Origin of the sequence: Vineibacter terrae (assembly GCF_008039615.1) — a bacterium.
Lineage (GTDB): Bacteria > Pseudomonadota > Alphaproteobacteria > Reyranellales > Reyranellaceae > Vineibacter > Vineibacter terrae.
Genome location: NZ_VDUZ01000008.1, coordinates 128,519 through 152,550 on the forward strand (window position 1 = coordinate 128,519; position 24,032 = coordinate 152,550).

The window sequence follows — 24,032 nt, forward strand, 5'->3', positions numbered from 1 at the left end:
TCCGTCACTTCGTGGGCGCGTCGCAGGGCACCGTGCCCATGTCGGCCGGAACCGAGACTTCCAGCAGCTCGAACGTGTCGGATGTCCCGATCTCGTTGTGGCGCAGGCCACCCGGGATATAGAGCGAGTCGCCGGCCTCGACGCGGATCCTCTCGCCGTCCTCGAACTCGAGGTCGACCCAGCCGCTGAGCATGAAGACCAGCTGCGATTCACAGACATGGTAGTGCCAGCCCGTCGGGCGCGACATCCCCTGGGTGGCCGACGTCACCTGGGCGCGCATGCTGCCGTCGCTGGCTTCGGTCACGCCGAGCTCGCGGTATTTGAAGAAGGCGCGGCGGCCTTGCACGAATTTCGGACTCTTGCTGCTCGCCCACGCCTGCTTCTTCTTGGCCGGCGTGGCTGCCGGTTTGTCGGCTGTCAGTACGGATGCCATGATGACGCTCCCTCTCGTTCGGAGGCGGCTACTATGCGACCTTAGCCGGCCAGCTGGCAATGCGTGCTGGCACCACCGTGATGGAGGCCGCGATGCAGCAGGCGGGGGTCTATCGCTATCCGCATATGGACCAGGTCGTGTTCGGCCGGCCCTGTGCCGATGTCGTGGCCGAGGAGGCGGCGCGGCTGGGAGCGTCCCGCGTCTTCGTCATCGCCAGCGGCACGCTGAACCGGACGACGGACGTGGTGGAGACACTGGTCGCTGCGTTGGGCAACCGCCACGCCGCGACCTGGGACCGCATCGCTGCCCACACGCCGCGCACCGACTGCGTCGAGGCCGCCGCGGCGGCCCGGGCGGCCAAGGCCGACCTGATCGTGACCGTGGGCGGCGGCTCGGTGACCGATGCCGGCAAGATGGTGCAGCTCTGCCTGGCCAACGACGTGACCTCGCCGGACCAGCTCGACGACTACAAGCGCATCACCAATGCCACGCCGCCGACGCGCAGGACCTTGAACGTCCCCGAGGTGCGTCAGGTCGCGGTGCCGACCACCCTGTCGGCCGGCGAGTTCAATGCCGGCGCCGGCTGCACCGACACCGTCAGCCGCAAGAAGGAGTCGTATTTCCATCCTCTGCATGTGCCGCGCAGCGTGGTGCTTGACGCGGCCGCGACGGTGCATACGCCGCTATGGCTGTTCCTGTCGTTGGGGATCCGCGCCGTCGACCATGCCGCCGAGGACATCTGCTCGCCGCTGTGCAATGCCTATAGCGAAGCGTCGGACATCCAGGCGCTGAAGCTGCTGAGCCGCGGCCTGCGCGGCGTGAAGCAGGACCCGGCCGACCTCAAGGCGCGGCTCGACTGCCTGCTGGGGATGTGGCTGTCGGTGGTCGGCTCGCAGGCGGGTGTCGACAAGGGGGCCAGCCACGCCATCGGCCACATCCTGGGCGGCACCGCGGGCGTGCCGCACGGCTACACGTCGTGCGTGATGCTGCCCTTCGTGATGAAGTGGAACAAGCCGGTGAACGCCGATCGTCAGGCCGTGATCAGCGAGGCGCTGGGCCGGCCCGGCGCCGATGCCGGCGATGCCCTTCACGAGCTGATCGCCGGGCTCGGCCTGCCGCGCTCGCTGCGTGACGTCGGCGTCGGCGAGGACCAGTTCGACCTGCTGGCCGAGAATACCATGCATGACCGCTGGATCTACACCAACCCGCGCAAGATCCGCGGCCCGGCCGACATCAAGGAGATCCTGCGCATGGCGGCGTAGGGCTGGGACTACTTCACGCCGCCGGCGGCAAGGCCCTGCACGATCTCGCGCTGGATGACGATGGTGAGCAGGATCACCGGCAGCATCACGACGATGGCGGCGGCGGCCAGCGGACCCCAGGCGAAGCTCTCGAATGTCAGCATGTTGTAGACCGCGACCGGCATGGTGCGCGTCGTGCGGCCGGCGAACACGGCGCCGAAGATGAAGTTGTTCCAGGAATAGATGAACGACAGGATGGCGCCCACCACGATGCCCGGCCGCGCCAGCGGCAGGGCGATGTAGCGGAAGGCCTGCCACAGCGAGGCGCCGTCGATGCGCGCGGCCTCCTCGAGCTCCTGCGGCAGGGTCTCGAAGAAGCCGATCATGATCCACACCACGATCGGCAGGGTGATCACCATGTGGGTGAGCGCGATCGGCCAGACGGTGCCGATCAGGCCCATCATCTGGAACAGGGTGAACAGGGGGATGAGGTAGGACAGTCCCGGCGTCATGCGGCTGAGCAGCAGCAGGGCGGCGAGCCCATGGGCGCGCGCCTTGGCGATGCCGTAGCCGGCCGGCACGCCCAGCAGCAGCGCCGCCAGCGTCGCCGTGCCCGTGACCTGGATGCTGTTCCAGAAGTAGAGCAGCATCGGGCTTTCGTCGAAGACGTGCACGAAATTGTCGAGCGTGGGCTGGGTCGGGATGAAGACTGGCGGCCAGGCCGTATTGTCGATGTCGTACTTCAGCGACAGCGACAGCATCCAGAAGAAGACGAACAGGCAGGGGGCCAGCAGCACCGCCACGGCCAGCGCCAGGCCGGCCTTGTCGAGCAGCTTGCGGACCTTGCGCCGCGTGCGCAGGTTCGTGGCCGTTCGTGCCGGCGCGGCGCTGCCGGTGTCGGATCCGGTGATGGTCGTCATGCCCACTTGGCCTTCTGCCGGGTCCACAGAAGTACCAGCGACAGGGCCACGATGATGGCGAAGAACACCACCACCACGGCCGATGCGGTGCCGACCTGGTTGTACGAGAACGCCTGCGCGTAGAGGTAGATGTTGAGCGTTTCGGACGCCGTCCCCGGCCCGCCATTCGAGATCACCCAGATGGTCTCGAAGGCCTTCAGAGCGTCGATGGTGCGGATGATCATGGCCACGACCAGGAACGGCAGCACCAGCGGGTAGGTGATGTTCCAGAACATCTGCCATTGCGTGGCGCCATCGATCAGCGCCGCCTCATAGGGCTCGTTGGGCAGCGAGGCGAGGCCGCCCAGCACGATGATCATCACGAACGGCGTCCACAGCCAGATCTCGACCAGCACGAGGCTCGGGATCACCGTGCCCGTCGAGAAGACCCACTGTGACGGCGGCAGGCCGACCAGGCTCATCAGATAGTTCAGCACCCCCAGCTGGGGATGGAACATCATGGTCCAGACCAGTGACACGGCGACCGGCGTCGCCATCATCGGCATGATGAACAACGTGCGGAAGAAGCCGCGGCCGCGGAACTTCCTGTGGAACACCAGCGCCGACAGCGTCCCCAGGACCAGCGGCAGGAAGACCGCCAGCACCGTGAAGTAGAAGGTGTGGCCGATCGCCTCGAGAAAGCGCCGGTCGGTGGCGAGCTTGATGTAGTTCTCCAGGCCGACGAATGTCCGGTCGCTGCCGATGTGCCAGTCGTTCAGGCTCATCCAGACCGTAAACAGCCACGGAAAGATGATGACGGCCGTGCAGACGAGCAGCGCCGGCCAGATGAAGCCGAGATAGGGCCGCAGCCGGCGGTCTCCCGCCGGACGGTCAGCCCTGGTCGCGACGATGTCAGTGTCAGCCATGGCGGTACGGTCTCGCCGCCGTCAGCCCTGCTCGCTCTTGTCGAGGATGGGCTTGAACTCGGCGGTGGCGCGCTTCATCTCGCTCGCCGCGTCGGCGCCGCCCAGCAGGTTGGTCAGCGCCGTGCCGATGGTGTCGCGGAACTGGGTCACCGGCACGATGACCGGCAGGCCCGGCATCGAGATCGGCGCGCAGCCCGCTGCGGCGTCGGCCCATTCCTTGGGGATGGTGAGCTGCGCGAGGACCTTGGGGTCCTTGAGCGGCGCCGAGCGGAACGGCACACCGCCGCCGGTCTGCAGCATGCGGCTGCACATCTCGCGGCCGGTCATCCACAGCGATGCCATGTACGCCGCTTCCTTCTTGGTGCTGGCGGCCGGGATCGCGGCGCCGCCGCCGAAGAACACAGAATGATGCGCCTTCGGGCCGGCCGGCGGCACAGTATAGCCGACCTTGCCGACAATCCGGCTCTTGGTCTTGTCCTCGGCCGGCGGCGCGAAGCCGATGCCGTCCAGCCACATCGCTGCACGGCCCTGGACGAACAAGCCCTGGCATTCGTTCCAGTTGAAGCCGGTCACCCCCTTGGGGGCAGCTGTCGTCAGGATCTTCTTGTAGTACTCGGCGGCAGCGACCGCATCGGGCGTGTCCGTCAACAGGCGCGGCGGCGTGCCGGTCGTGGTCTGCTGGCCCCACCCGGACAGATACTGCGTATAGAGCACAACGTTGGCGTTGCGCAGCCCGCGGCCGACATAGCCTGAAATGCCATTGTCCGGATCGTTGAGCTTGACCGCCGCGTCATACATTTCGTCGAGCGTCTTGGGCGGGGCCAGGTTCTTCTTCGCGAAGAGCTCCTTGTTGTAATAGAGAATGAAGTAATCGACGAGCAGCGGCAGGCTGGTGATCTTGCCTTCACTGGTCGTCGCGTAATCGATGCCCGGCTTGGAGATGTCGCCATCTGTTGTGTGGTCGCGATACATAGACGCCAGGACCGCGCGGCCGGCCTAACCGTAGATCATGATCCAGTTGGGAAAGCTGTTCGCAGCGGGGCCGACCGGCCTGTCGTCCGTCACTCGAAACCCGAGGCGCTGATAGAACGTCACGTTCTGCGGCTTCTGCGTCGTGAGCGACGCCGGATAGCCTGACGGGTCGACGACCTGTTCGAGCTGTTGCCGCAACACCCGGGTCCCCAGGCCTGTACCCTGGTAGGCCGGCTTGACGACCATGTTGTTCAGGTACCAACTCTGACGGCCATCCAGTCTGTCCGCGCGACGTTTCTCAAGTTCCTCGACAGACTGGATCATCCGCATGAAGGCCGCCTGGCCGTGCCGCGCTGCCATATCAAGAAAGCCGAATTGGGCGAGCTGCTCGCGTGTCGCCTTCGGGGTGCCGGGGGCGTGCCAGAACCCCATGGCGGCGATGTCGCCTCGGGCATCCTTCTCGGCAAAGCTGCGGCCGACCGCGAATTGCGCGCCCAAATTCGTGTGCATCAGCCATCGCAGCTGCTCGCGGCGGCTCGCGACATCAGGATAGATGAACGTGTGGCCTGGATTGTCGAAGAAAACCTCGGCCAGCAGATCCGCGGCGGCATCGCGGTCGACCGCTGTGAGGACGGCGGGGGTGAAAGTCCGATCGTCTGTCATTCCGTCACCCTGCAGGCCGTTCCGGCGCCACTTCTATGCGTCTTCTCGAAGTCTTGGTCAGCGTGCTCGCCTCCGTCAATGATTTCGCGACAGAGCATGGATCCGATGAAGCTCATCGTCGCACGCTTGTACTTCGTCCGTTTGCGTACAGCTCGAGAAACTTCGCTTTCACCTGAGCGAAGAGGGCGGGCGGAATAAAGCCGTAGCTAAAGATACCGGGCTGCCTCGGTAGTGGTGCCAAGCCCGCGTTCGGCCATTCATCGACGTTAAATTCTGAAACGGTGATCCAGCTCGGCGAGTCATCCAATCCCAAGGCTTCACGGACTTTGGCCGGGATTTCTACGCCGACTGTATCGCTGCCGGGTCGGACGTGAGTGATCGCGAGAATGACGACAAAGCGCGGGGACGCAGGGGAGCCACCAGCCAGTCATAGTGATCGGCGGACATCAGCACCAGTTCACGCCGTCCGTGTCGTGTGATCTCAACTGGCTCTCGCTGGGCTTGATGCTGGAACTCGCCGAATTTGCGCTGAACTCGACGGCCGTTGTCTGAGCCATGGAGTCCTCGCAGTTCAGTTATACGGATAACTCATATTATACGTTCTGGACACTGAAATATCAATGAAGTGGAGCTGGCGCTGTAGGTTCTGAAGTGCCGTATCGATGACGGCCTCCGGAAAGGCGGTGCCGAATGCGCAGGCCTTGGTAGACCGCCATGAGATGCGTTCATCCATCTCGACGACGCCCCACTTTCTGGCACGATCCTCATCACGAGCGAGCGTCGCAGGGCGGGCGAGACGTCGGCGCTCCCGGCAAAAACAAAAGCGCCGTTCCGGTATCCCGGAACGGCGCTTTTAGGAGCCGATGCTGCCGCGTCAGGCGGCTTCGCTCAGCGCGATGCCCTTGTCCTTCAGCAGCTGGTGCAGCTCGCCTGTGCTGTACATCTCGCGCACGATGTCGCAGCCGCCGATGAACTCGCCCTTGACGTAGAGCTGCGGGATCGTCGGCCAGTCGCTGTAGGCCTTGATGCCGTCGCGGATCTCGGGGTCGACCAGCACGTTGATGCCTTTGAACTGCACCCCGATATGGTCGAGCACCTCGACCACGGCGGCCGAGAAGCCGCATTGCGGGAAGACCGGCGTGCCCTTCATGAAGAGCACGACATCGTGTTGCGTGACCTCGTCGCGGATGCGGGTGGCGACGTCGCTCATGTCTGTCTCCTGCCTGAGCCCGGGTTGGGGCCGTTCCTTTGACGGGGATGTTACGCAATCAGCGCGGCGGCGCCAAGGTGGTCAATTTCAGGGCGTGCAGCTCGCCGCCCATGCGCCCCTTCAGGGCGGCATAGACCATCTGGTGCTGGGCGACCCTCGATTTGCCGGCAAAGGTGGCCGAAACGACCGTTGCGGCATAGTGGTCGCCGTCACCCGCCAGATCCTCGATCTGGACCTGGGCATCCGGGATGCCTTCCCGGATGAGCTGGGCGATGTCGTCGGCGGCCATTGGCATGGCAGGCTAGCTCCGCACTTCCATATAGGCCGGCAGCCACGCTTCGTGGGTCCGGCGCAGGTCCGCCACGGATATGGCGAGCACACCTTCCACTGTCAATGCAGCGCCACCGCTGCTGCCCAGCCGCGTCGCGGGCACCTTGGCCGCGGCGGCGCTGGCGAGGACGGCGTCGGCGACAGCCGGTCGCACGGCCATGACGTAGCGGCCCTGGTCTTCCCCGAACAGGTAGGCGTGGACGGGACAGCCGGCGTCCTCGGGGATGGCAATGGTCAATCCCGTGCCCCCGGCCATGGCCATCTCGGCCAGCGCGATGGCAAGGCCACCGTCCGACAGGTCGTGGCAGGCGGCGACATGGCCGGCCTGGATCTGGCTTCGCACAAAGTCGCCGTTGCGCTTCTCGACCGTGAGATCGACCGGCGGCGGCGGTCCGTCCTCGCGGCCCTGGATGTCGCGCAGGTAGATCGACTGACCGAGATGGCCCCTGGTCTCGCCAATAAGCACGAGCACCAGGCCGGCCTCGCGGGTAGCGATATCGACGCAGCGGGTCACGTCCTTCATCACACCGACGCCGCCGATCACCGGCGTGGGCAGGATGCCGCGGCCCTGGGTCTCGTTGTAGAGCGAGACGTTGCCCGAGACGATCGGGAAGGCCAGCGTCGTGCACGCCTCGGCCATGCCCATGGTGCAGCCGGCGAACTGGCCCATGATCTCGGGCTTCTGCGGGTTGCCGAAATTCATGTTGTCGGTGCAGGCCAAAGGCGTGGCGCCCACGGCGGTGAGGTTGCGCCAGGCCTCGGCCACGGCCTGGCGGCCGCCGGTCTCGGGATGGGCCTGGCAGTAGCGCGGCGTGCAGTCCGACGTGATCGCCAGCGCCTTGCCGTTGCCGTCGGGCACGCGCACCACCGCGGCATCACCGCCGGGCCGGATCGCCGTGTTGCCCATGATCAGGTGATCGTACTGGCGCCATATCCAGGCCTTGCTGCACTGGTCGGGCGAGCCCACCAGCTGCAGCAGCGCGTCGGCGTAATCCTTCGGCGGCGCGATCGTGGCGGCGTCGAGCGCGGGTGGCAGGGGCGTTGCCGTCCACGGCCGTTCGTAGACCGGTGCCTCGGTCACGACCGGCGGGATCGGGATGCTGGCGACCACATCGCCGTACCAGCGCAGCACCATGCGGCGCGTGTCGGTGAGCCGGCCGATGACCGCGAAGTCGAGCTCCCATTTCTCGAAGATGCGGCGGGCTTCGTCCTCGCGGCCGGGCTTCAGCACCATGAGCATGCGCTCCTGGCTCTCCGACAGCATCAGCTCATAGGGGTTCATGCCGGTTTCGCGCATCGGGACCTTGTCGAGCGCGATCTCCAGCCCCAGGCCGCCCTTGTCGGCCATCTCGAACGACGAGGAGGTGAGGCCGGCGGCGCCCATGTCCTGGATGGCGACGATGGCGTCGGTCTCCATCAGCTCCAGGCAGGCCTCGAGCAGCAGCTTCTCGACGAACGGGTCGCCCACCTGCACGGTCGGCCGCTTGCTCTCGCTGTCCTCGGTGAACTCAGCCGACGCCATGGTGGCGCCATGGATGCCGTCGCGGCCGGTCTTGGAGCCGACATAGACCACCGGGTTCCCGAGACCTGCGGCGGCGGCATAGAAGATGCGGTCGGCGCGCGCGATGCCCACGGTCATGGCGTTGACCAGGCAGTTCTCGTTGTAAGCGCGGTGGAAGCTGGTCTCGCCGGCCACGGTCGGGATGCCCATGCAGTTGCCGTAGCCGCCGATGCCAGCCACGACGCCGCCCACCAGGTGCCGCGTCTTGGGATGCTCCGGATCGCCGAAGCGCAGTGCATTGACGTTGGCGATCGGGCGGGCGCCCATGGTGAAGACGTCGCGGAGGATGCCGCCGACGCCGGTCGCGGCGCCCTGGTAGGGCTCGATGTAGGACGGGTGGTTGTGGCTCTCCATCTTGAAGATGGCGGCCTGGCCGTCGCCGATGTCGATCACGCCGGCGTTCTCGCCCGGCCCCTGGATCACCCAGGGCGCCTCGGTCGGCAGCTTCTTCAGCCACACCTTGGAGGACTTGTAGGAGCAGTGCTCGCTCCACATGGCCGAGAAGACGCCGAGCTCGACCATGGTCGGCTCGCGGCCCATGATCTTGAGCACGCGCTGGTACTCGTCCGGCGACAGCCCGTGCTCGGCGACGATCTGCGGCGTGATCGCCGGCTCGTTGGGCAGCTTGACGGGCGGGTTCTGTTCCCAGGTGGTCATCGTGTGATCATCTGTTGCAAGAGGCGTCCTGCTCCTCTCCCGCGGCGCGGGAGAGGAAGGGGCCCATTGTGCGCAGCGCAATGGGAAGGGTGAGGGGCCACGGACGAGGCGCCGTGTCCTTGGGCCCTCACCCGCCGAGCGCTACGCGCTCGTCGACCTCTCCCGCGTGGCGGGAGAGGTGAAGAAGCGCACGTCTCTTTCATCACACCAGCGCCGCCGCCAGCGCATCGAACAGCGGCTTGCCATCGGTGCCGCCGAACAAGGCTTCGGTGGCGTTCTCCGGGTGCGGCATCATGCCGAGCACGGTCTTGGTGTCGTTGAACACCCCGGCGATGTTGCGGATCGAGCCGTTGGGGTTGCCCGCGGTCACGTCGCCCGTGCTGTCGCAGTAGCGGAAGGCGACCTGGCCGCGATCCTCCAGGCGCTTGAGCGTGTCGTCGTCGGCGAAGTAGTTGCCCTCGGCATGGGCCACCGGCACCCGGATCACCTGACCCGCCTGGTAGCGGTGGGTGAACAGGCTCTGGCTGCTCTCGACCTTGAGGTTCACGTCGCTGCAGACGAACTGCAGGTGGGCGTTACGCATCAGCACGCCGGGCACCAGGCCGATCTCGGCCGCGATCTGGAACCCGTTGCACACCGCCAGCACGGGCACGCCCTTCTCGGCCCGCGCCTTGACCTCGCGCATGATCGGCGAGTGAGCCGCCATGGCGCCGCAGCGCAGATAGTCGCCGTAGGAGAAGCCACCGGCGACCACGATCAGATCGACCTTGGGCAGGTCGCTGTCGCCATGCCAGACCATATGCGGCTTGATGCCGGCGCTGCGCTCGATGGCGCCGGCGATGTCGGTCTCGCGATTGGTGCCGGGGAAGACGAGGACGGCGGATTTCATCGCGCAGCCTGCGGTGTCAGGAGGGAGAAGGCGAGATTCGGGTCGCGCGTGTCCGCATCAGGAGACCAGCTCGATCCGGTAGTTCTCGATCACGGTGTTGGCGAGCAGCTTGCGGCACATCTCGTCCAGCCGGCTCTTGGCGCGGTCGGCGTCGGTCTCGGCCAGCTCCAGCTCGATGAACTTGCCCTGACGGACGTCGCCGACCTCGGGGAAGCCCAGCCGGTGCAGGGCATTGCCGATCGCCTTGCCCTGCGGGTCGAGCACGCCGGTCTTGAGGGTTACGTGCACGCGGGCCTTCATGGCGCACTCCAGATCGTCATTGGCCAGATCGTCATTGAACGGTGGCCGGGCCGCGATGGTCGCCGGCACCCGGGTCGAGAAGAATGCCCAGCCGCCGCGCGACCTCCTGATAGGCCTCCTCGACCTTGCCGAGATCGCGGCGGAAGCGGTCCTTGTCCATCTTCTCGTTGGTCTTGAGGTCCCAGAGCCGGCAGGAATCGGGGCTGATCTCGTCGGCCAGCACCACCCGCACCATCTCCTCCTCGTAGAGGCGGCCGAACTCGATCTTGAAATCGATCAGCTTGATGCCGATGCCGAGGAACAGGCCGGACAGGAAATCGTTGACCCGCAACGCCAGCGCCACGATGTCGTCGATGTCCTGCGGCGTGGCCCAGCCGAAGGCGGTGATGTGCTCTTCGGTAACCATTGGGTCGCCGAGTTGGTCGTTCTTGTAATAAAATTCCAAAATCGACCGTGGCAGGGCTTGGCCCTCGGGGATGCCGAACCGTTGTGCCAGCGACCCGGCCGCGACGTTGCGCACCACCACTTCCAGTGGGATGATCTCGACTTGGCGGACGAGCTGCTCGCGCATGTTGAGCCGGCGGATGAAATGGGTCGGCACGCCGATCTCGTTCAGCCGGGTCATCAGGTATTCGCTGATGCGGTTGTTGATGACGCCCTTGCCCGTGATGGTCCCCTTCTTCTGGTTGTTGAAGGCGGTGGCGTCGTCCTTGAAGTACTGGACGATGGTTCCGGGTTCCGGCCCCTCGTACAGGATCTTGGCCTTGCCCTCGTAGATGCGGCGTCGGCGGCTACTCATGGCGATCTCCGGGGGCGCGTCTGCGCCCATGCCAGGGGCGAGGCCGGCCCCGGGCAAGCGGGGTTCTAGCAGGGGGGTCCGTTGCGGCGCAACAAGCGCCGGCCGGCCATCTTCCAGCCGGCTCGGGCTTGATCCAAGACTCCCAAATCACGCTGCTTTTATGAAAATGACGGTAACGTCATATTGTCGAAGGATGCAGCGTCCTGTAAGTTGGGGCAATTGCTCATCAACCGTGCGCCGGACGGGCGCGCCGGAGGAATGCCATGGCCAGCGAGCAGATCACCTACGACGCCGCCTACGACACCGTGGCGCCGGAGGATTTCCCGGCCATGATGGCGGTGCCGCGCTATGGCCGGCGGTCGAATGCCTTCGACACCATCATCTCCCAGACCCACGACCATTTCTGGGATCCGCTCGACAAGGCCTATATCGATTTCGACGCGCCCTTCGACACCGATCGCCAGCTCATCCTGCCCGAGGACCAGACGCTGGAGCTGAAATGCGCGGTGATCGAGCGGGTGCCGCAGGACAAGCGGATCCGCTTCGCCAACGACCTGACGCACTTTTCCTTGTCGAGCATCCTGCACGGCGAGCAGGGGGCGCTGTCGCTGTCGGCCAGCCTCTGCCACATCCTGCTCGACCCGGGGGCGCAGGAATATGCCGCCAACCAGGCGCGCGAGGAGGCCCGGCACGTCACCGGCTTCACGAAGTACATCACGGCGCGCTGGGGTGAGCCGCTGCCGGTCGGGCCGACTCTGGGCAACCTGCTCACCGAGCTGGTCACGGCGCACGAGGTCTACAAGAAGATCGTGGGCATGCAGATGCTGGTCGAAGGCCTGGCGATGGGGGCTTTTGCCACCATCAACGCCAAGACCAACGATCCCACCCTGCGCCGGCTGATCCAGCTGGTGATGAGCGACGAGGCCTTCCACCACCGTTTCGGCCGCATCTGGGCGCAGAAGACGATCAAGCACCTGACCAAGGAGGAGCACCGCAAGGTCGAGGACTGGACGGCGCAGTGCTTCCAGGTGCTGCTGTTCAACCTGATCAACGCCGAGCAGAAGAAGGTCGTCTACGAGAAATATGGCATCGACTGGCAATGGGCCCGCGACGCGCTGAAGGAGGCCTTCACCGACGACGACCGGCGCGCGCGCATGCAGGACAACACCAACATCTTCCGCGTCCTGATCAAGACGCTGCTGCATGCCGGCATCATCAGCGACCGCACCAAGCCGCTCTACGCCGTGTGGGTCGACATGAAGGAGCTCGCCACCGAGAGCGAGGAGATGCCCGGCGACATCGTCGCCGAGGAAATGATGGTGAGCCTGCGCGAGATCAACGCCAAGCGCCGCCGCATCGTCAGCAAGGATATCGCCCAGCCTTCCGTCGCGGCGGAGTGAAGCGGTCCTAGCCGCCGGGCCGCAGGCGCAGGGCGGTGATGCCGGCGGCCAGCAGGCAGACGAGGCCGCTCAGGCCGGCGATGGCGGCCGTGATCCAGTAGTGGTCCAGCGTCACGGAGACGTTCTGGCTGAAGACGTGCAGCTCAGGCGCCAGCGCCACGTTGTGGGTGCGGTAGATCTCGCGCACGGGACCGGGCAGGGTGTCGGTCTCGACCACGGCGCGCTGCAGGGTCATCAGGAACGGCGCCTCGCCGGGCGCCAGCCGGAACATGCGGCCACCCTCGGGCGGCATATAGGCGTTCTGGTTGGTCTTGAGGAAATAGGCCAGCGGCTCGCCGCGCCGCCATTGCGGCGTGGTCAGCGGCACGTAGGCATAGTCGCGCTTGGCGCCGCGCATTTCAGTCGCGAAGGCCAGCATCAGGTCGGTGCGCGCCAGGCCGATGACGACGAAGACGTCGCCATCCGGCAGCGTCGCCGACTGGCGCAGGTCGAGCGTGGCCACGACCGGGATCCGGCGCGCTTCCTGCAGGCCCAGCACCACCGCAGCGGCAGCGACGGCCAGCCCCGCCACGCCGATCGCCGTCACCAGCAGCAGGCTGCGGCGCGGGTTGGCCGGCGCGGCTTCCGCGCCGCGATGGCCGAGGCCGGCGAGCCATAGCCCGGGCAGCGCCAGCGCGATGGCCGGCAGCAGCGCGGTCAGGAACACGCGGTAGCCGCCGAAGACGGCCAGCTGCCATTCGGCCAGCATGCGGTAAAGGCCAGCGTAGGCATACCAGCCATAGGCGATGTAGACGACGATCACGGCGCACCACAGCCAGCCGATGGCGCGCAGGATCGGTGCGGGAACTGGGGAAGCCATGCGCGATCTCCATCACCCGTTCGTGCCGTGGTGCTGCCGGCCAAGGCACGACGGAAGAACGAGATCAGCGCCGGATCAAGCGGATTCCCGATGGCGCTGCATCAGGTGCCCCGTTGCGGCACGATGCAGAAACCCTGAGCGTCGACCTGCAAAGGCACGTTGAACTTGCTGCGGAAGTTCTCCAGGGCGATGGCCGCCGTCAGCTCGACGAGCTTGGGCTCGTCGAAATGCCGCTTCAGCCGCTCGAACAGCGCGTCATCGACACGCTGGCCGGTGATGGTCATGCGCTCGGCATACTCCAGCGCCGCGCGCTCGGCGTCGCTGAACAGCGTGCTCGATCGCCAATCGGCGACCTGACGCATCTTGGCTTCGCCTTCCTCGCCTTGCATCACACGTGATGCGTTGATGTCGATTCAGAAGGGACAGCCGTTGATGGTCGCTACCCGCAGGTAGAGCAATGCCCGCAGCTGCGCCGGCAGGAGGTTGGATTTCTCGACGGCGGCGCTCAGCCGCTTGGCCGCGATCATGATCGGCGGGCAATGCGCCATCACCTTGGTGGGGTTCAGCAGGTCGCCGAACGCCGCCCGCTCCTTGTCAAAGATCTCGGTGAGGATGGGATCGCCGCCATCCTCCGTGATTTCGCGAACGCGTGGCATCAAGTACTCCTTTCGATCTTTGTTCGGACCGCACGCCTCGGTGTCAGCACCGATTGCCGCCCTCCGCTCGCGCTTCGGGCGATTGCGCGCGTGGACGCGCGCGGTCCAAAAAATCAGGCGAACGTCACCTTGCCCTGCTGCGCCATGCCGCCGTTCGGGTCGGCGATCCAGGTGGTCACCGAGCCATCGGCTTCCGCCCGCGCATGCACCGAGAAGGCGGCGTTGGCGTAGACCGGTGCCAGCGCACGGCAGGAATAGGACGCGACCTTGCGGCCGGGGGTCGAACGGCGGGCCAGCTCGATCTGCAGCAGGCTCATCAGCGGCCCATGCACCAGCAGGCCGGGATAGCCCTCGACGCTGGTCACGTAGGGCTGGTCGTAGTGGATGCGATGCGGGTTGAAGGTGAGCGCCGAGAAGCGGAACAGCAGCACCGGGTCGGGCGCGATCGTCTTGGACCAGCTGGCGTCGGTCGGCGCCTGACGCGGCGCCTTCTGCTTTTCGCCGGGCTTGGCATCCTCACGGAACACCGAGCTGCGCTCCTCGGTGATGGCGAGTCCGGCGGGACCATGGATGCGCAGGCGCTGCGTGACGAACACCATCTGCCCGGTGCTGCCGGTCTTGGGCTCGATGCTCGACACCTCCTGCTCGCGGGTGACCTGATCGCCGATCCGCAGCGGCGCATCGTGGAACGTGAATTGCGTGCCCGCCCACATCAGCCGCGGCAGCGGAATTGGCGGCAGGAAGTCGCCTCGGGTCGGCATGCCGTCGCGGCCCAGCTTGGACCACGGCGCGGTGTCGAGGAAGTAGAGCCAATGCCAGACCGGCGGCAGGGGATCGCCGATACGGGGGTCGGGATCGCCGGTGTCGAACGTTGCGATCAACGCCTTGGGCGGAAAGGGCGCGATGACGTCCTCGTGCGTGCGCCGCTGTCCGATCCAGGCGCGATAGTCGGAGGCTGCATCAGCCATGGCGGTTCCATCCCGGGTACGGTGATCAAATGTGACGATACTGTGCCACTCCCACAGCGGCGCCGACAATGGCGGGCGTGGCAGGGTGGCGCTGGCCTATGTGCATAGCTATATAAAGGCCGCGGCTGCGGGCCGCCGACCATGACGCCAGGGAGACTCGCGCTAATGTCCACGACCTTCGACGACCGCAAGAAGTCCTTCGAGACCAAGTTCCAGAAGGACCAGGAGCTGCAGTTCAAGGTCAACAACCGGCGCAACAGGCTGCTGGGGCTGTGGGCGGCTGCCGAGATGGGCAAATCGGGCGAGGCTGCGGACGCCTACGCCAAGGACGTCGTGATGGCCGACTTCGACAAGCCCGGCGACGAGGACGTGCTGACCAAGGTCCTGACCGACCTCACCGCCGCCGGCAAGGCGATCGATGCCGCCGCCGTGCGCAAGCACATGACAAGACTGCTCGACCTGGCCAAGGAGCAGGTGATGCAGGAGGCGAAGTAGCCTCCGCCGTCAAGCCGTCACGGCAGGAAGGTCTATCGCCTTCCTGTCATTCTCGGGCGTAGCGTCGTGCGTGCCTCTTGCCCGACGCTGCGAGGAGTCAGCCGAACACCCGCTTGAAGATCGTGTCGACGTGCTGCGTGTGGTAGCGCAGGTCGAACAGGGCCACGAGCTCGTCGTCGGCGAGGCAGCGGCGGATATCCGCGTCGGCGCGGCATAGCGCCATGAACGAGGCGTTGCCTTTCCAGCTTTCCATGGCGTTGCGCTGCACGGCGGCGTAGGCGTCCTCGCGGCTCATGCCCCGCTGTGTCAGCGCCAGCATCACGCGCTGCGAGAACACCAGGCCGCCCAGCGCATCGAAGTTGGCCTGCATGCGCTCGGGATAGACCACCAGGTTCTCGATCACGCCGGCCAGACGGTTGAGCGCGAAGTCCAAGGTCACGGTGGCATCCGGCCCGATCGTGCGCTCGACCGAGGAGTGCGAGATGTCGCGCTCGTGCCACAGCGCCTGGTTCTCCAGCGCCGGCACGACGTAGCCGCGCACCAGGCGCGCCAGGCCGGTGAGGTTCTCGGTCAGCACCGGGTTGCGCTTGTGCGGCATCGCCGAGCTGCCCTTCTGCCCGGGCGAGAAGAACTCTTCCGCCTCGCGCACCTCCGTGCGCTGCAGGTGGCGGATCTCGGTGGCGAGGTTCTCCATGCAGCCGGCGATCACGCCCAGGGTGGCGAAGAGCATCGCGTGGCGGTCGCGCGGGATCACCTGGGTGGAGACCGGCTCCGGCGCCAGGCCCAGCTTGGCTGCGACATGCGCCTCGACCCGTGGGTCGATGTTGGCGAAGGTGCCCACCGCGCCGGATATGGCGCAGGTCGCGACGTCCTTGCGGGCAGCAGCCAGACGCTCGCGGCAGCGCGCGAAGGCGGCGTAGTGGCCGGCCAGCTTGACGCCGAAGGTCGTAGGCTCGGCATGGATGCCGTGGCTGCGGCCGATGGTCGGCGTATCCTTGAATTCCAGGGCGCGCTTCCTCAGCGCCGCCTGCACCTTGTCGATATCCTCCAGCAGCAGGTCGGCGGCCTGCGACAGCTGCACGGCGAGCGTCGTGTCCAGCACGTCCGACGAGGTCATGCCCTGGTGGACAAAGCGCGAATCCGGACCCACGAAGTCGGCCAGCCAGGTGAGGAAGGCGATGACGTCATGCTTGGTGACCCGCTCGATCTCGTCGATGCGGGCGACATGGGTCGCCGGGTCGGCCGCCATCGCCGCCATGGCCTTGCGGCCACCCGCGCGGATGGACGCGGCGGCCGCTTCGGGGATGACGCCGAGCGTGGCCATGGCATCGCAGGCATGCGCCTCGATCTCGCACCAGATGCGGAACCGGTTCTGCGGCTCCCAGATCGCGACCATCGCGGGGCGGCTGTAGCGGGGGATCATCTCGGCCTCGTTCTTGACGGCGCCTTTTACAGCCCTTCGCCCGGCGCCGCCATGGTAAGAATCGTGCGTCCGCCCGTATCAAAGAGTGCTCATGTCCGATCAGCGCCTGCTGCCGCTATCCGCCTTTTCTGCGTCCGCGCGACGCCTGGTGCGCGGCATCTTCACCGACATCGACGAAACCCTCACCACCGATGGCAGCCTGACCGGCGAGGCCTATGCCGCGCTGGCCGCCCTCAAAGGCGCCGGCCTGCTGGTCGTGCCGGTCACCGGCCGGCCGGCTGGCTGGTGCGACCACATCGCCCGCATGTGGCCGGTCGACGCGGTCGTGGGCGAGAACGGCGCCTTCTGGATGTGGCTCGACCGCCAGGCCGGAAAGCTGCGCACCCGCTTCGTGCAGCCCGATGCCGAGCGCGAGGAGGGGCGCCGCCGGCTGCAGGCGGTCCGCGCCGCCGTGCTGCGCGACGTGCCAGGGGCCGGCATCGCCTCCGATCAGCCCTATCGGCTAGCCGACCTCGCGATCGATTTCTGCGAGGACGTGCCGCCGCTGCCGCGCGCCGCGGTCGACCGGATCGTGGCGATCTTCGAAGCCCATGGCGCCCAGGCCAAGGTCAGCTCGATCCATGTCAACGGCTGGTTCGGCGACTACGACAAGCTCACGACCACCCGCCAGATGATGCGCGAGCTGTTCGGGGTCGATCTCGACGCCGAACGGGAGCACTACGTGTTTTCGGGTGACTCGCCCAACGATGCCCCGATGTTCGGCTATTTCCCCGACGCCGTCGGCGTCGCCAATGTGCGCGACTTCGCCGACCGGATGGCGCACCTGCCGCGCTGGATCACCACCGCGCGGTCGGGCGCCGGCTTCGCCGAGCTGGCGCAGGCGCTGCTGGCGGCGCGATAGGAGCTCGGGATGGATCCTTGAGGCGCCTTTGATCAGTGCACATGGCGATGATGTGCATCCGGCACATGCGGGTGCGCGTGACGCAGCCGGACATGAACATGGCGATGGCTATGAGGCTCGCTCGGCGGGTCAGCGGCATCGTGCGCGTGGCGGTGGTGGTCGTCGTGCATGTGGCGGTGGGTGTGCTCGATCACCTCGTGCTCATGCTCGTGCGTATGACGTTCCGTGAGGTGCAGCCAGACGCCGGCACCCATCAGCACGCCGGCGGCCAGGAGCTGCAGCGACAGCGGCTCATGCAGCAGCGGAATGGCGACGGCGGTGCCCAAGAAGGGCGCGGTCGAGAAATAGGCGCCGGTTCTTGCCGTGCCCAGATGCCTGAGCGCGACAACGAACAGCACCAGGCTGACGCCGTATCCGAGAAAACCGACCACCAGGGCGGCGATGACGGAATGGGTCGCCGGTAGCGTAGCGCCGTTGGCAAACGCCAGCCCCAGGCTGACGGGACCAGCGACGAGGCCCTTGATCATCGCGATCTGCAGCGGGTCGGCCAGCGCAACCTTGCGCGTCAGGTTGTTGTCGATGCCCCAGGCGACGCACGCACCCACGATCAGCAGCGGACCCAGAATGCCGGCGAAGCCCGGTTCATCCTGCCAGGCCAGCACCATGGCACCGGCCACGATCAGGGCCATGCCGAGAGCAATGCGCCGATCGAAGTTCTCGCGGAAGGCGAACCAGGCGATCAGCGCCGTGGCGACTCCTTCCATGGTCAGCAGCAGTGACGCCGTCGTGCCTTCGGTTTTCGTCAATCCGATCAGCAGCAGGATCGGCCCGGCAACACCACCAGACAGGATTGCGCCCGCAAGCCAAGGAATATCGCGGCGCGCCAGCGGTGCTTCCGATGCCGGCCGCCATCGTCCCAGCGCCGTATGCAGTACGCTCAGGCCGACACCCGAGCCGAGATAGAACAGGCCCGCCAGCAGCCAGGGATCCACCACGCCGACGAGTGCTTTCGCCATCGGCGTCGACATGCCGAATAAGGCGGCCGCGGCGAGGGCGTAGGCGACGGCCGTAATATTCATGTGGCGGATCCTCGGAAGCAAAGCGCGGCTCTGTCACTTTAACCGTGACAGTTTAGACGATGCCGGTTCAGCGCGCTTGTCGTTATCTTATGGCTTCGCGCCCAGTGACACTGACTGACGAATTTCTCAAAGGAGAGTGATTCCGGCCGTGGAGACAATCCCCGAGATGATCTTCAGCCTTCAACGCGCTCTGCAGCAGCAGCTCGGTGTGCAGGGCACCCAAATGTTCGACTCTGTCCCGCAATTCCTCGGTACGGCGGGCCTGGCGATCGCTCTGGGGTGCGTCCACGCCTTTACGCCCGGCCACGGCAAGTCGGTTGTGTTCTCCCATTTCATCGGCAGGGATGCACATCCCGCCGCGGGCCTTGGCGTGGGGACTGTAGCCGCCACGGCGCACGGCGTCTTCGCTGTGCTGCTGGTCAGTCTGCTGGGCGGTGCTGTCAGCCGCTTCGGCCGCCCGGTGGGGGCCGCCGCCGGCGTGGAGGTCTTCAGTGGTGTGATCGTCGCTGCCATCGGTGTCTGGTACCTGGCAAAGGCGATCACCGGCGGCGCAGATCATGCCCATGACCGGCGCGACGGGCGGCCACGGCCGCTGCTTGGCGTTGCCGTCGGCATGTTGCCGTGCCCACTGACGATGATCGTGTTTGCGTACGCTCTGGGCAGTCAGGCCCTCGCCGCCGGCCTTGTCCAGGCGGGTTTCGTCAGCGTGGGCGCGGCGATGACCATCGCGCTCATCGGCACGATTGCCATAGCATCGCGCCGCCTCGGGCTGAAACTGCTCGATCCATCGCGACGATCTGTGCGGATCGTGATGCAGGTCATCGAGATCGGCAGTTCAGCGATCGTGCTTCTGCTCGGCGTGCTCATGCTGGCCGCCGCGTTTCCGCGCGTAGCCTGAGTATCTATAAGCATGGGCTCCAGCAGTTCCCGAGGGAACTGACGTCTGCCTACTGCGGCAACATTGGCTTCGGATCAGGCGCGATGAGCAGATCCTCGGGGGTGAATGCCAGCTTCAAGGTATTGCCGTTGATGACGTATGCGTCGTGCATGTTTCCTTTTTCGCCATCGGGCAATCGCAATCGTCGCGGTGGACCGGATCCTGGCGGATCCATGCATCGAGTTGACCCAGGCCGGCGTGACCCTCGGCAAGGTAGCTCCGTTCGGTCGCACCTGTCACGGCAGCACCGTTACCGTCATCGCGCCGAACTGGGTGAGGCTGTCGGCCTTGGTCCACACGGCCACCTTGCCGGCGGCCGTGATGCGGGCATCTCGGGCAGCAAACAGCGGCTGGCCGTTGAAGAACACCTCGAACGCATCGCCGACGACGCGCAGGCGCAACGTGTGCCACTGGCCCGATGCGACCTTGACGCCATCCTTGCCCGAGAACTGCCGGCGCACGCCCTTGAGCACGTGATACAGCCTGACATTGTCCTCCAGCGCGTTGGCGCGCACGACATAGTAGGTGTCGGCATCACGCAGGCGCACCGCGATGCCGCCCGCCCGGTCGTTCTTGCCGTCGACCGGCTTGAAGTTCAGCGTCACGTCGACATTTGCCGCTGATAGTGGTTCATGGATGCAGAGCGGATAACGCTCGTCAGTACGGTCGCGTGTTGTCTCGGCAACGGCGCGATCGCCGGGTGCGCCCGGCGCTGCCACGACCTCCCAGCGCACGGGCTTGCCGCTGCCGGTCAACGCCGGCGTGCAGGTCGGCGTGCCGGTCGAGGAGACCAGCTCGACGGGAATCGGGTGCTGCGCGTGCGTCTGTGTCGTGGCATGCGTACTCAGCATGGCAGCTGCGGCGAGAGCGATTCGATAGGTGGACATCTCAGCCTCACGGTGCGGGTCGAAACACCAGGATGGATGCGTCCGATCCGAGCAGGCCGGCACGGACGGCGACGAACAGGCGGTCCAGCTCGGGAACGAAAAGAGAGGTGCGTGCCCCCGAGGACGTCTTGATGCGATCGGCTGCCTGATAGCCGGCTGCAGAGCCCTGGAACACATCGACCGCACCCTCGCCGCAACTGACATAGATCCGGCGACGCTTGGCGTCGAAAAAGACGTCATCCGAGTCAGCACAAGTGGGGAGGCTGGAGACGACCCCTCCGGTCCCGGTATCGAGCAGGATCAGCCGTGCGGGATTTCTGAACACCGTTGCGAGTCTCGCCGCATCGCCGTCGATCGCCATGGGAAAATTGGCGCGCGCAGCCGGCACCTTCCAGGTCGCGATTTGCTTGCGGGCCTCCAGATCGACAACGGCGATCTGCCGAGCGTCCGGGACGTTCACAAGCACCCTCTGCGTTCGCGGATCAATCTGGAAACCTTCCGGATGCGCTTCAAGGCTGATCGTGCCGACGAGGGAGCGGCTGGTCGAGTCGAGAATGGCCAGGCCGCCCCTGCCGTATCCGACGATGAGATGACCGCGACGCGGTTCGACACGTATGTTGTCGGCGTCGTCACCCAGCGCGACGGTTCCGACCGCGGAGAAATCATCGGCGCGGAAAAGCCGGACCGATCCGTCGCCGGCATTGGCGACGGCAAGGACGTCCCCCTGCTTCGTGTACGCGACACCCTGCGGCTCCTTGAGGTCGGCGATGCGATGGAGCGCCTGGCCGCTGGCCAGATCGATTACGTCGACTGTGTTGTTGCCAAGCTCGGCGACGAACAGACGGCTACGCCCAAGGTCCACCGCCAAGTGGTCGATCCGCCCAGAGACTCCCTTGAGTGGAATCGTCCGTTCCAGCACCAGGGAGGGATTGGGTTCGGCCACGGTCATGCGACCGAACGATATTGCCAGCAACGCTCCAAATAAAAAGGCCAGTCCGCCTGATCGGAACACCATTGCGACCTCCATCGAGGACGATAGCCGTGCTCACGCATCGGTGGTCACGGACAATCAGCTCGGGAACAGGCACGGCGCCTCCCCTGACTCCGACCGTTCATTGTTTCGGGCGCAGTTCCTTGATCCTGCCGCCGGAGTCGACGATGACGGCCACCTCCTTTCCGTCCTTGACCGCCGTTGCCGTGATGCCTTCCGGACCAGACTTGATGTCCTTGATCTGGCTGTACCCGGCCGCTTCCAGCTTCGAGCGAGCAGCCTTCTCCGACGGTGTCATCTCCGCCTGCGCCAGGACCACGCCTGTGCCCGGATCCCGGAGAATCGGCTGTGCGTTCACCCCGGTGGCGGCCGTTGTGACAAGAACGACACTTGCAATCGCGATCAGCAATCTCATGACGTGACCCTCCGGAAAATCGACGGCGATCCCCATGCCGGCTGCTTGCGGAAAAGGCGTAACCGTGCCGACGTCAACCGCTCTTGCCCTTGGCCATGTCGAGCGCGGCGCGCACGCCACGTGCCAGGGTGATGGCGTCATCATTGGCCCAGAAATGCATAAAGAACAGCCGTGGGTCGTCACGCAACATATGGCTGTGCACTGCCGTGACCTCGATGCCATGGTCGCGCAGCGTGCGCAGCACTGGATTGACCTCATCGGCCAGCAGCACGAAATCACCGGTGATCGCGGCCTTGCCGCCGCCGGTCGGTTGGAAGTTGATGGCGTGCGCCGATCCCATGGCGGGCGGCACTTCCATACCGCCTTCATGAACCGGCTGCGGCCTGGGTACGCTGAACTGGTAGACGCCGCCATTCGCGGCGCCCTTCGCCTGCATGATCTTGTCGATCGCGGCCGTGTCAATGTCGAGTGGCGGCGGTGGTGAAGCCGGTGCAGAGGCTGCGGGCAGGGCGCTGAGGGCGAGCCCCGCGCGTAGTGTCTCGGCAAGACGCACAGGATCGCCATGGCCGCTGACATGCATGTACATGGGCGACGGCTCTGCGCGCAGCAGGTGATTGTGGACGGCGCTGATCTCGAAGCCGCCCTCGATGAGGCGCTTCATCACCGGGTTGACCTCGCTCTGAGTGAGGACGAGGTCGCCCATCGCCATGACGCCATCGCCCGCCGGCATGAACGCGATCCATCCGCCCAAGGCGAAGGCAGGGCGGATCGCGACGCCATCCACAACCACCTTGAGATCACCGCGTGGCAAGCCGAAGCGATAGATGCCGGCAGCGGCGGCCGGCAGAGGTCGGCCAAAGGCCGTTGCGACCTTTGACCAGTCGATATCGGCCGCCCGGGCAGGAAACACATGAAAGCAGCCCGTGATGAAGATGGCTGCTGCGGTGCTGACCATACGAAGCATGGAAATCTCCATCCCAATCGATGTGGCTATCACCCGCAACCCGAAGTTCGATCGTTGTGATCTTCCAGCGTTCAAATTGCCTGCGATACGATCCGCATTCCGTTCAGTTCAGTTAAGGACCAAACGCGTGCCGAAACCCTGGGCCAGCGCGCGGCGATAGATCGCGTACGCCGCCGCAACGTCGTGCAGTCCCAGACCGGTACTGTCGAACAGCGTGATCTCGTGATTGTCGCATCGTCCCGGCTTGCCACCTCCTACGATCTCGGCCAGCGTCGCATCCACGTCACCACGCGTGACGGTGCCGGCCTCCAGCGCGTGGTGCAGGTCACCGATCTTGGCGCACTGCTCCAGCGAATCGACCACGACGCGTGCGGAAGCAAACAGCGTCGGATCGATCTCGCTCTTGTCGTCGTTGTCGGCGCCGATCGCGGCGACGAAGGTGCCCGGCCGTATCAGGCTGCGCGTGAGGAAGGCCCGGCGGGCGGAAGTGCAGGTGACGACGATGTCGCTGTCGCATACCGGCGCCAGATCACGACTCGCGCGCACATCCAGCCGCAGCTCGCGGGCCAGTTCAGCGGCCAGAGCGACGGCCGCTTCCGGCCGGGCGTCCCAGACATGCACGCGTTCGAGCTTGGCGGCGGCGACGACGGCCACGGCCTGGATGCGGCCCTGCACGCCTGCGCCGCAGATCGTGGCGATGCGCGAATCGGGGCGCGCCAAGTGGCGAGCCGCCAACGCGGTGGCCGCACCTGTGCGATTGATGGTGACCTCGATCGAATCCATCAGCGCCAAAGGCCGGCCATTCCGACCATCGGCGAGATAGATCACGCCCTGCACCGTCGGCAGCCGATAGGCGGCTGGATTGCCGGGGAAGTTGCCGTTCAGCTTGATCGCCACGACGGTGCCGCCGTCGTCGACCAGCGCGCCCGCCTTGGCATGGAACGAGCCATCGGCCACGTGCAGGGCGGACGCCGGTGGTGCGGTCGCGCGACCGGCAGCGGCGGCCCTGAGCGCCCCCTCGACAGCGTCGACATAGTCGCTGAACGACAGCAGGCGTGCGATCTCAGCCCGAGACAGCACCAGCAGACCATCCTGCGCTGCGATCGCATGTCCACTGGACGCCCCGTCGCCCAACGGTGCGCTTGCTGGATCGGGACCTGTGGTGAGCGTGACCATG

Annotated in this window: 28 protein-coding genes; 5 read left to right on the forward strand and 23 right to left on the reverse strand. The window is 66.0% G+C overall.

The window, feature by feature from the left end; genetic code table 11:
• Positions 1-4 precede the first annotated feature (4 nt).
• A complete protein-coding gene (locus FHP25_RS09375) occupies positions 5-433 on the reverse strand; it encodes a cupin domain-containing protein (RefSeq protein WP_147846664.1) in 429 nt (142 codons plus the stop codon).
• 59 nt (positions 434-492) lie between these two features.
• Here FHP25_RS09375 and FHP25_RS09380 point away from each other — a divergent pair, with 59 nt between their 5' ends.
• Positions 493-1,695 (forward strand): iron-containing alcohol dehydrogenase, encoded by a 1,203-nt coding sequence (locus FHP25_RS09380; protein WP_218578292.1) that lies wholly within the window; start codon positions 493-495, stop codon positions 1,693-1,695.
• An 8-nt stretch (positions 1,696-1,703) separates the two neighbouring features.
• On the opposite strand, the gene FHP25_RS09385 is transcribed toward FHP25_RS09380, so the two are convergent.
• The 11 genes from FHP25_RS09385 to purC all read right to left on the reverse strand — a co-directional run bounded on the left by FHP25_RS09385 (position 1,704) and on the right by purC (position 10,880).
• Positions 1,704-2,594, reverse strand: coding sequence for a carbohydrate ABC transporter permease (locus FHP25_RS09385; RefSeq protein ID WP_147846665.1), 891 nt, complete (start codon positions 2,592-2,594; stop codon positions 1,704-1,706).
• On the reverse strand, positions 2,591-3,499 hold the full coding sequence (locus FHP25_RS09390; RefSeq protein WP_147846666.1) for a carbohydrate ABC transporter permease: 909 nt from the start codon (positions 3,497-3,499) through the stop codon (positions 2,591-2,593). Before FHP25_RS09390 ends, FHP25_RS09385 begins: the two co-directional genes overlap by 4 nt.
• Positions 3,500-3,520: 21 nt before the next feature.
• A complete protein-coding gene (locus FHP25_RS09395) occupies positions 3,521-4,471 on the reverse strand; it encodes an extracellular solute-binding protein (protein ID WP_147846667.1) in 951 nt (316 codons plus the stop codon).
• Positions 4,472-4,495: 24 nt separating this feature from the next.
• Positions 4,496-5,134, reverse strand: coding sequence for a GNAT family N-acetyltransferase (locus FHP25_RS09400; RefSeq protein ID WP_147846668.1), 639 nt, complete (start codon positions 5,132-5,134; stop codon positions 4,496-4,498).
• Positions 5,135-5,473: 339 nt separating this feature from the next.
• Positions 5,474-5,719 (reverse strand): type II toxin-antitoxin system prevent-host-death family antitoxin, encoded by a 246-nt coding sequence (locus FHP25_RS42445; RefSeq protein WP_331461676.1) that lies wholly within the window; start codon positions 5,717-5,719, stop codon positions 5,474-5,476.
• 289 nt (positions 5,720-6,008) lie between these two features.
• Positions 6,009-6,344, reverse strand: coding sequence for a Grx4 family monothiol glutaredoxin (gene grxD, locus FHP25_RS09410; protein WP_147846669.1), 336 nt, complete (start codon positions 6,342-6,344; stop codon positions 6,009-6,011).
• Between the two features lie 58 nt (positions 6,345-6,402).
• Positions 6,403-6,639: a BolA family protein gene (locus FHP25_RS09415; RefSeq protein ID WP_147846670.1), complete on the reverse strand. Its 237-nt coding sequence runs from the start codon at positions 6,637-6,639 to the stop codon at positions 6,403-6,405.
• Between the two features lie 6 nt (positions 6,640-6,645).
• On the reverse strand, positions 6,646-8,892 hold the full coding sequence (gene purL / locus FHP25_RS09420; protein WP_147846671.1) for a phosphoribosylformylglycinamidine synthase subunit PurL: 2,247 nt from the start codon (positions 8,890-8,892) through the stop codon (positions 6,646-6,648).
• 202 nt (positions 8,893-9,094) lie between these two features.
• Complete coding sequence (gene purQ, locus FHP25_RS09425; protein ID WP_147846672.1) at positions 9,095-9,781, reverse strand: phosphoribosylformylglycinamidine synthase subunit PurQ; 687 nt, start codon at positions 9,779-9,781, stop codon at positions 9,095-9,097.
• Positions 9,782-9,838: 57 nt separating this feature from the next.
• Positions 9,839-10,081 carry a phosphoribosylformylglycinamidine synthase subunit PurS gene (gene purS, locus FHP25_RS09430; RefSeq protein ID WP_147846752.1) on the reverse strand — a complete coding sequence of 81 codons (243 nt, stop codon included), beginning with the start codon at positions 10,079-10,081 and terminating at the stop codon, positions 9,839-9,841.
• A 31-nt stretch (positions 10,082-10,112) separates the two neighbouring features.
• Positions 10,113-10,880 (reverse strand): phosphoribosylaminoimidazolesuccinocarboxamide synthase, encoded by a 768-nt coding sequence (purC, locus tag FHP25_RS09435; protein WP_147846673.1) that lies wholly within the window; start codon positions 10,878-10,880, stop codon positions 10,113-10,115.
• Between the two features lie 263 nt (positions 10,881-11,143).
• Between purC and FHP25_RS09440 the strand changes: the two genes are divergently transcribed.
• Positions 11,144-12,280 (forward strand): ferritin-like domain-containing protein, encoded by a 1,137-nt coding sequence (locus FHP25_RS09440; RefSeq protein ID WP_147846674.1) that lies wholly within the window; start codon positions 11,144-11,146, stop codon positions 12,278-12,280.
• 7 nt (positions 12,281-12,287) lie between these two features.
• Here the strand turns inward: FHP25_RS09440 and FHP25_RS09445 are convergent, their stop codons facing one another.
• The 4 genes from FHP25_RS09445 to FHP25_RS09460 all read right to left on the reverse strand — a co-directional run bounded on the left by FHP25_RS09445 (position 12,288) and on the right by FHP25_RS09460 (position 14,763).
• A complete protein-coding gene (locus tag FHP25_RS09445; RefSeq protein WP_147846675.1) occupies positions 12,288-13,139 on the reverse strand; it encodes a hypothetical protein in 852 nt (283 codons plus the stop codon).
• A 101-nt stretch (positions 13,140-13,240) separates the two neighbouring features.
• Entirely contained in the window at positions 13,241-13,501 is a 261-nt protein-coding gene (locus FHP25_RS09450; protein WP_178133414.1) for a carboxymuconolactone decarboxylase family protein, read from the reverse strand.
• 51 nt (positions 13,502-13,552) lie between these two features.
• Complete coding sequence (locus FHP25_RS09455; RefSeq protein WP_147846677.1) at positions 13,553-13,795, reverse strand: carboxymuconolactone decarboxylase family protein; 243 nt, start codon at positions 13,793-13,795, stop codon at positions 13,553-13,555.
• 113 nt (positions 13,796-13,908) lie between these two features.
• A complete protein-coding gene (locus tag FHP25_RS09460; protein WP_147846678.1) occupies positions 13,909-14,763 on the reverse strand; it encodes an FAS1-like dehydratase domain-containing protein in 855 nt (284 codons plus the stop codon).
• Positions 14,764-14,928: 165 nt separating this feature from the next.
• On the opposite strand from FHP25_RS09460, the gene FHP25_RS09465 reads away from it, so the two are divergent.
• Positions 14,929-15,258, forward strand: coding sequence for a DUF1476 domain-containing protein (locus FHP25_RS09465; protein ID WP_147846679.1), 330 nt, complete (start codon positions 14,929-14,931; stop codon positions 15,256-15,258).
• Positions 15,259-15,355: 97 nt separating this feature from the next.
• On the opposite strand, the gene purB is transcribed toward FHP25_RS09465, so the two are convergent.
• The gene (gene purB / locus FHP25_RS09470) at positions 15,356-16,681 is read right to left on the reverse strand and encodes an adenylosuccinate lyase (protein ID WP_147846680.1); all 1,326 of its coding nucleotides are present in this window, start codon (positions 16,679-16,681) and stop codon (positions 15,356-15,358) included.
• A 91-nt stretch (positions 16,682-16,772) separates the two neighbouring features.
• On the opposite strand from purB, the gene FHP25_RS09475 reads away from it, so the two are divergent.
• Positions 16,773-17,582 (forward strand): HAD-IIB family hydrolase, encoded by an 810-nt coding sequence (locus FHP25_RS09475; RefSeq protein ID WP_147846681.1) that lies wholly within the window; start codon positions 16,773-16,775, stop codon positions 17,580-17,582.
• A 32-nt stretch (positions 17,583-17,614) separates the two neighbouring features.
• On the opposite strand, the gene FHP25_RS09480 is transcribed toward FHP25_RS09475, so the two are convergent.
• Positions 17,615-18,661 carry a DMT family transporter gene (locus tag FHP25_RS09480; protein ID WP_147846682.1) on the reverse strand — a complete coding sequence of 349 codons (1,047 nt, stop codon included), beginning with the start codon at positions 18,659-18,661 and terminating at the stop codon, positions 17,615-17,617.
• 166 nt (positions 18,662-18,827) lie between these two features.
• On the opposite strand from FHP25_RS09480, the gene FHP25_RS09485 reads away from it, so the two are divergent.
• Positions 18,828-19,559, forward strand: coding sequence for a hypothetical protein (locus tag FHP25_RS09485; protein ID WP_178133415.1), 732 nt, complete (start codon positions 18,828-18,830; stop codon positions 19,557-19,559).
• A 275-nt stretch (positions 19,560-19,834) separates the two neighbouring features.
• Here the strand turns inward: FHP25_RS09485 and FHP25_RS09490 are convergent, their stop codons facing one another.
• The 5 genes from FHP25_RS09490 to FHP25_RS09510 all read right to left on the reverse strand — a co-directional run bounded on the left by FHP25_RS09490 (position 19,835) and on the right by FHP25_RS09510 (position 24,031).
• Positions 19,835-20,485 carry a LamG domain-containing protein gene (locus FHP25_RS09490; protein ID WP_178133416.1) on the reverse strand — a complete coding sequence of 217 codons (651 nt, stop codon included), beginning with the start codon at positions 20,483-20,485 and terminating at the stop codon, positions 19,835-19,837.
• Positions 20,486-20,492: 7 nt separating this feature from the next.
• Positions 20,493-21,500: a YncE family protein gene (locus tag FHP25_RS09495; protein WP_218578293.1), complete on the reverse strand. Its 1,008-nt coding sequence runs from the start codon at positions 21,498-21,500 to the stop codon at positions 20,493-20,495.
• 97 nt (positions 21,501-21,597) lie between these two features.
• Positions 21,598-21,891, reverse strand: coding sequence for a hypothetical protein (locus tag FHP25_RS09500; protein WP_218578295.1), 294 nt, complete (start codon positions 21,889-21,891; stop codon positions 21,598-21,600).
• Positions 21,892-21,964: 73 nt separating this feature from the next.
• The gene (locus FHP25_RS09505) at positions 21,965-22,855 is read right to left on the reverse strand and encodes a DUF1259 domain-containing protein (RefSeq protein ID WP_218578296.1); all 891 of its coding nucleotides are present in this window, start codon (positions 22,853-22,855) and stop codon (positions 21,965-21,967) included.
• 108 nt (positions 22,856-22,963) lie between these two features.
• Positions 22,964-24,031, reverse strand: coding sequence for an ornithine cyclodeaminase family protein (locus FHP25_RS09510; RefSeq protein WP_147846685.1), 1,068 nt, complete (start codon positions 24,029-24,031; stop codon positions 22,964-22,966).
• Between the last annotated feature and the right edge of the window lies 1 nt (position 24,032).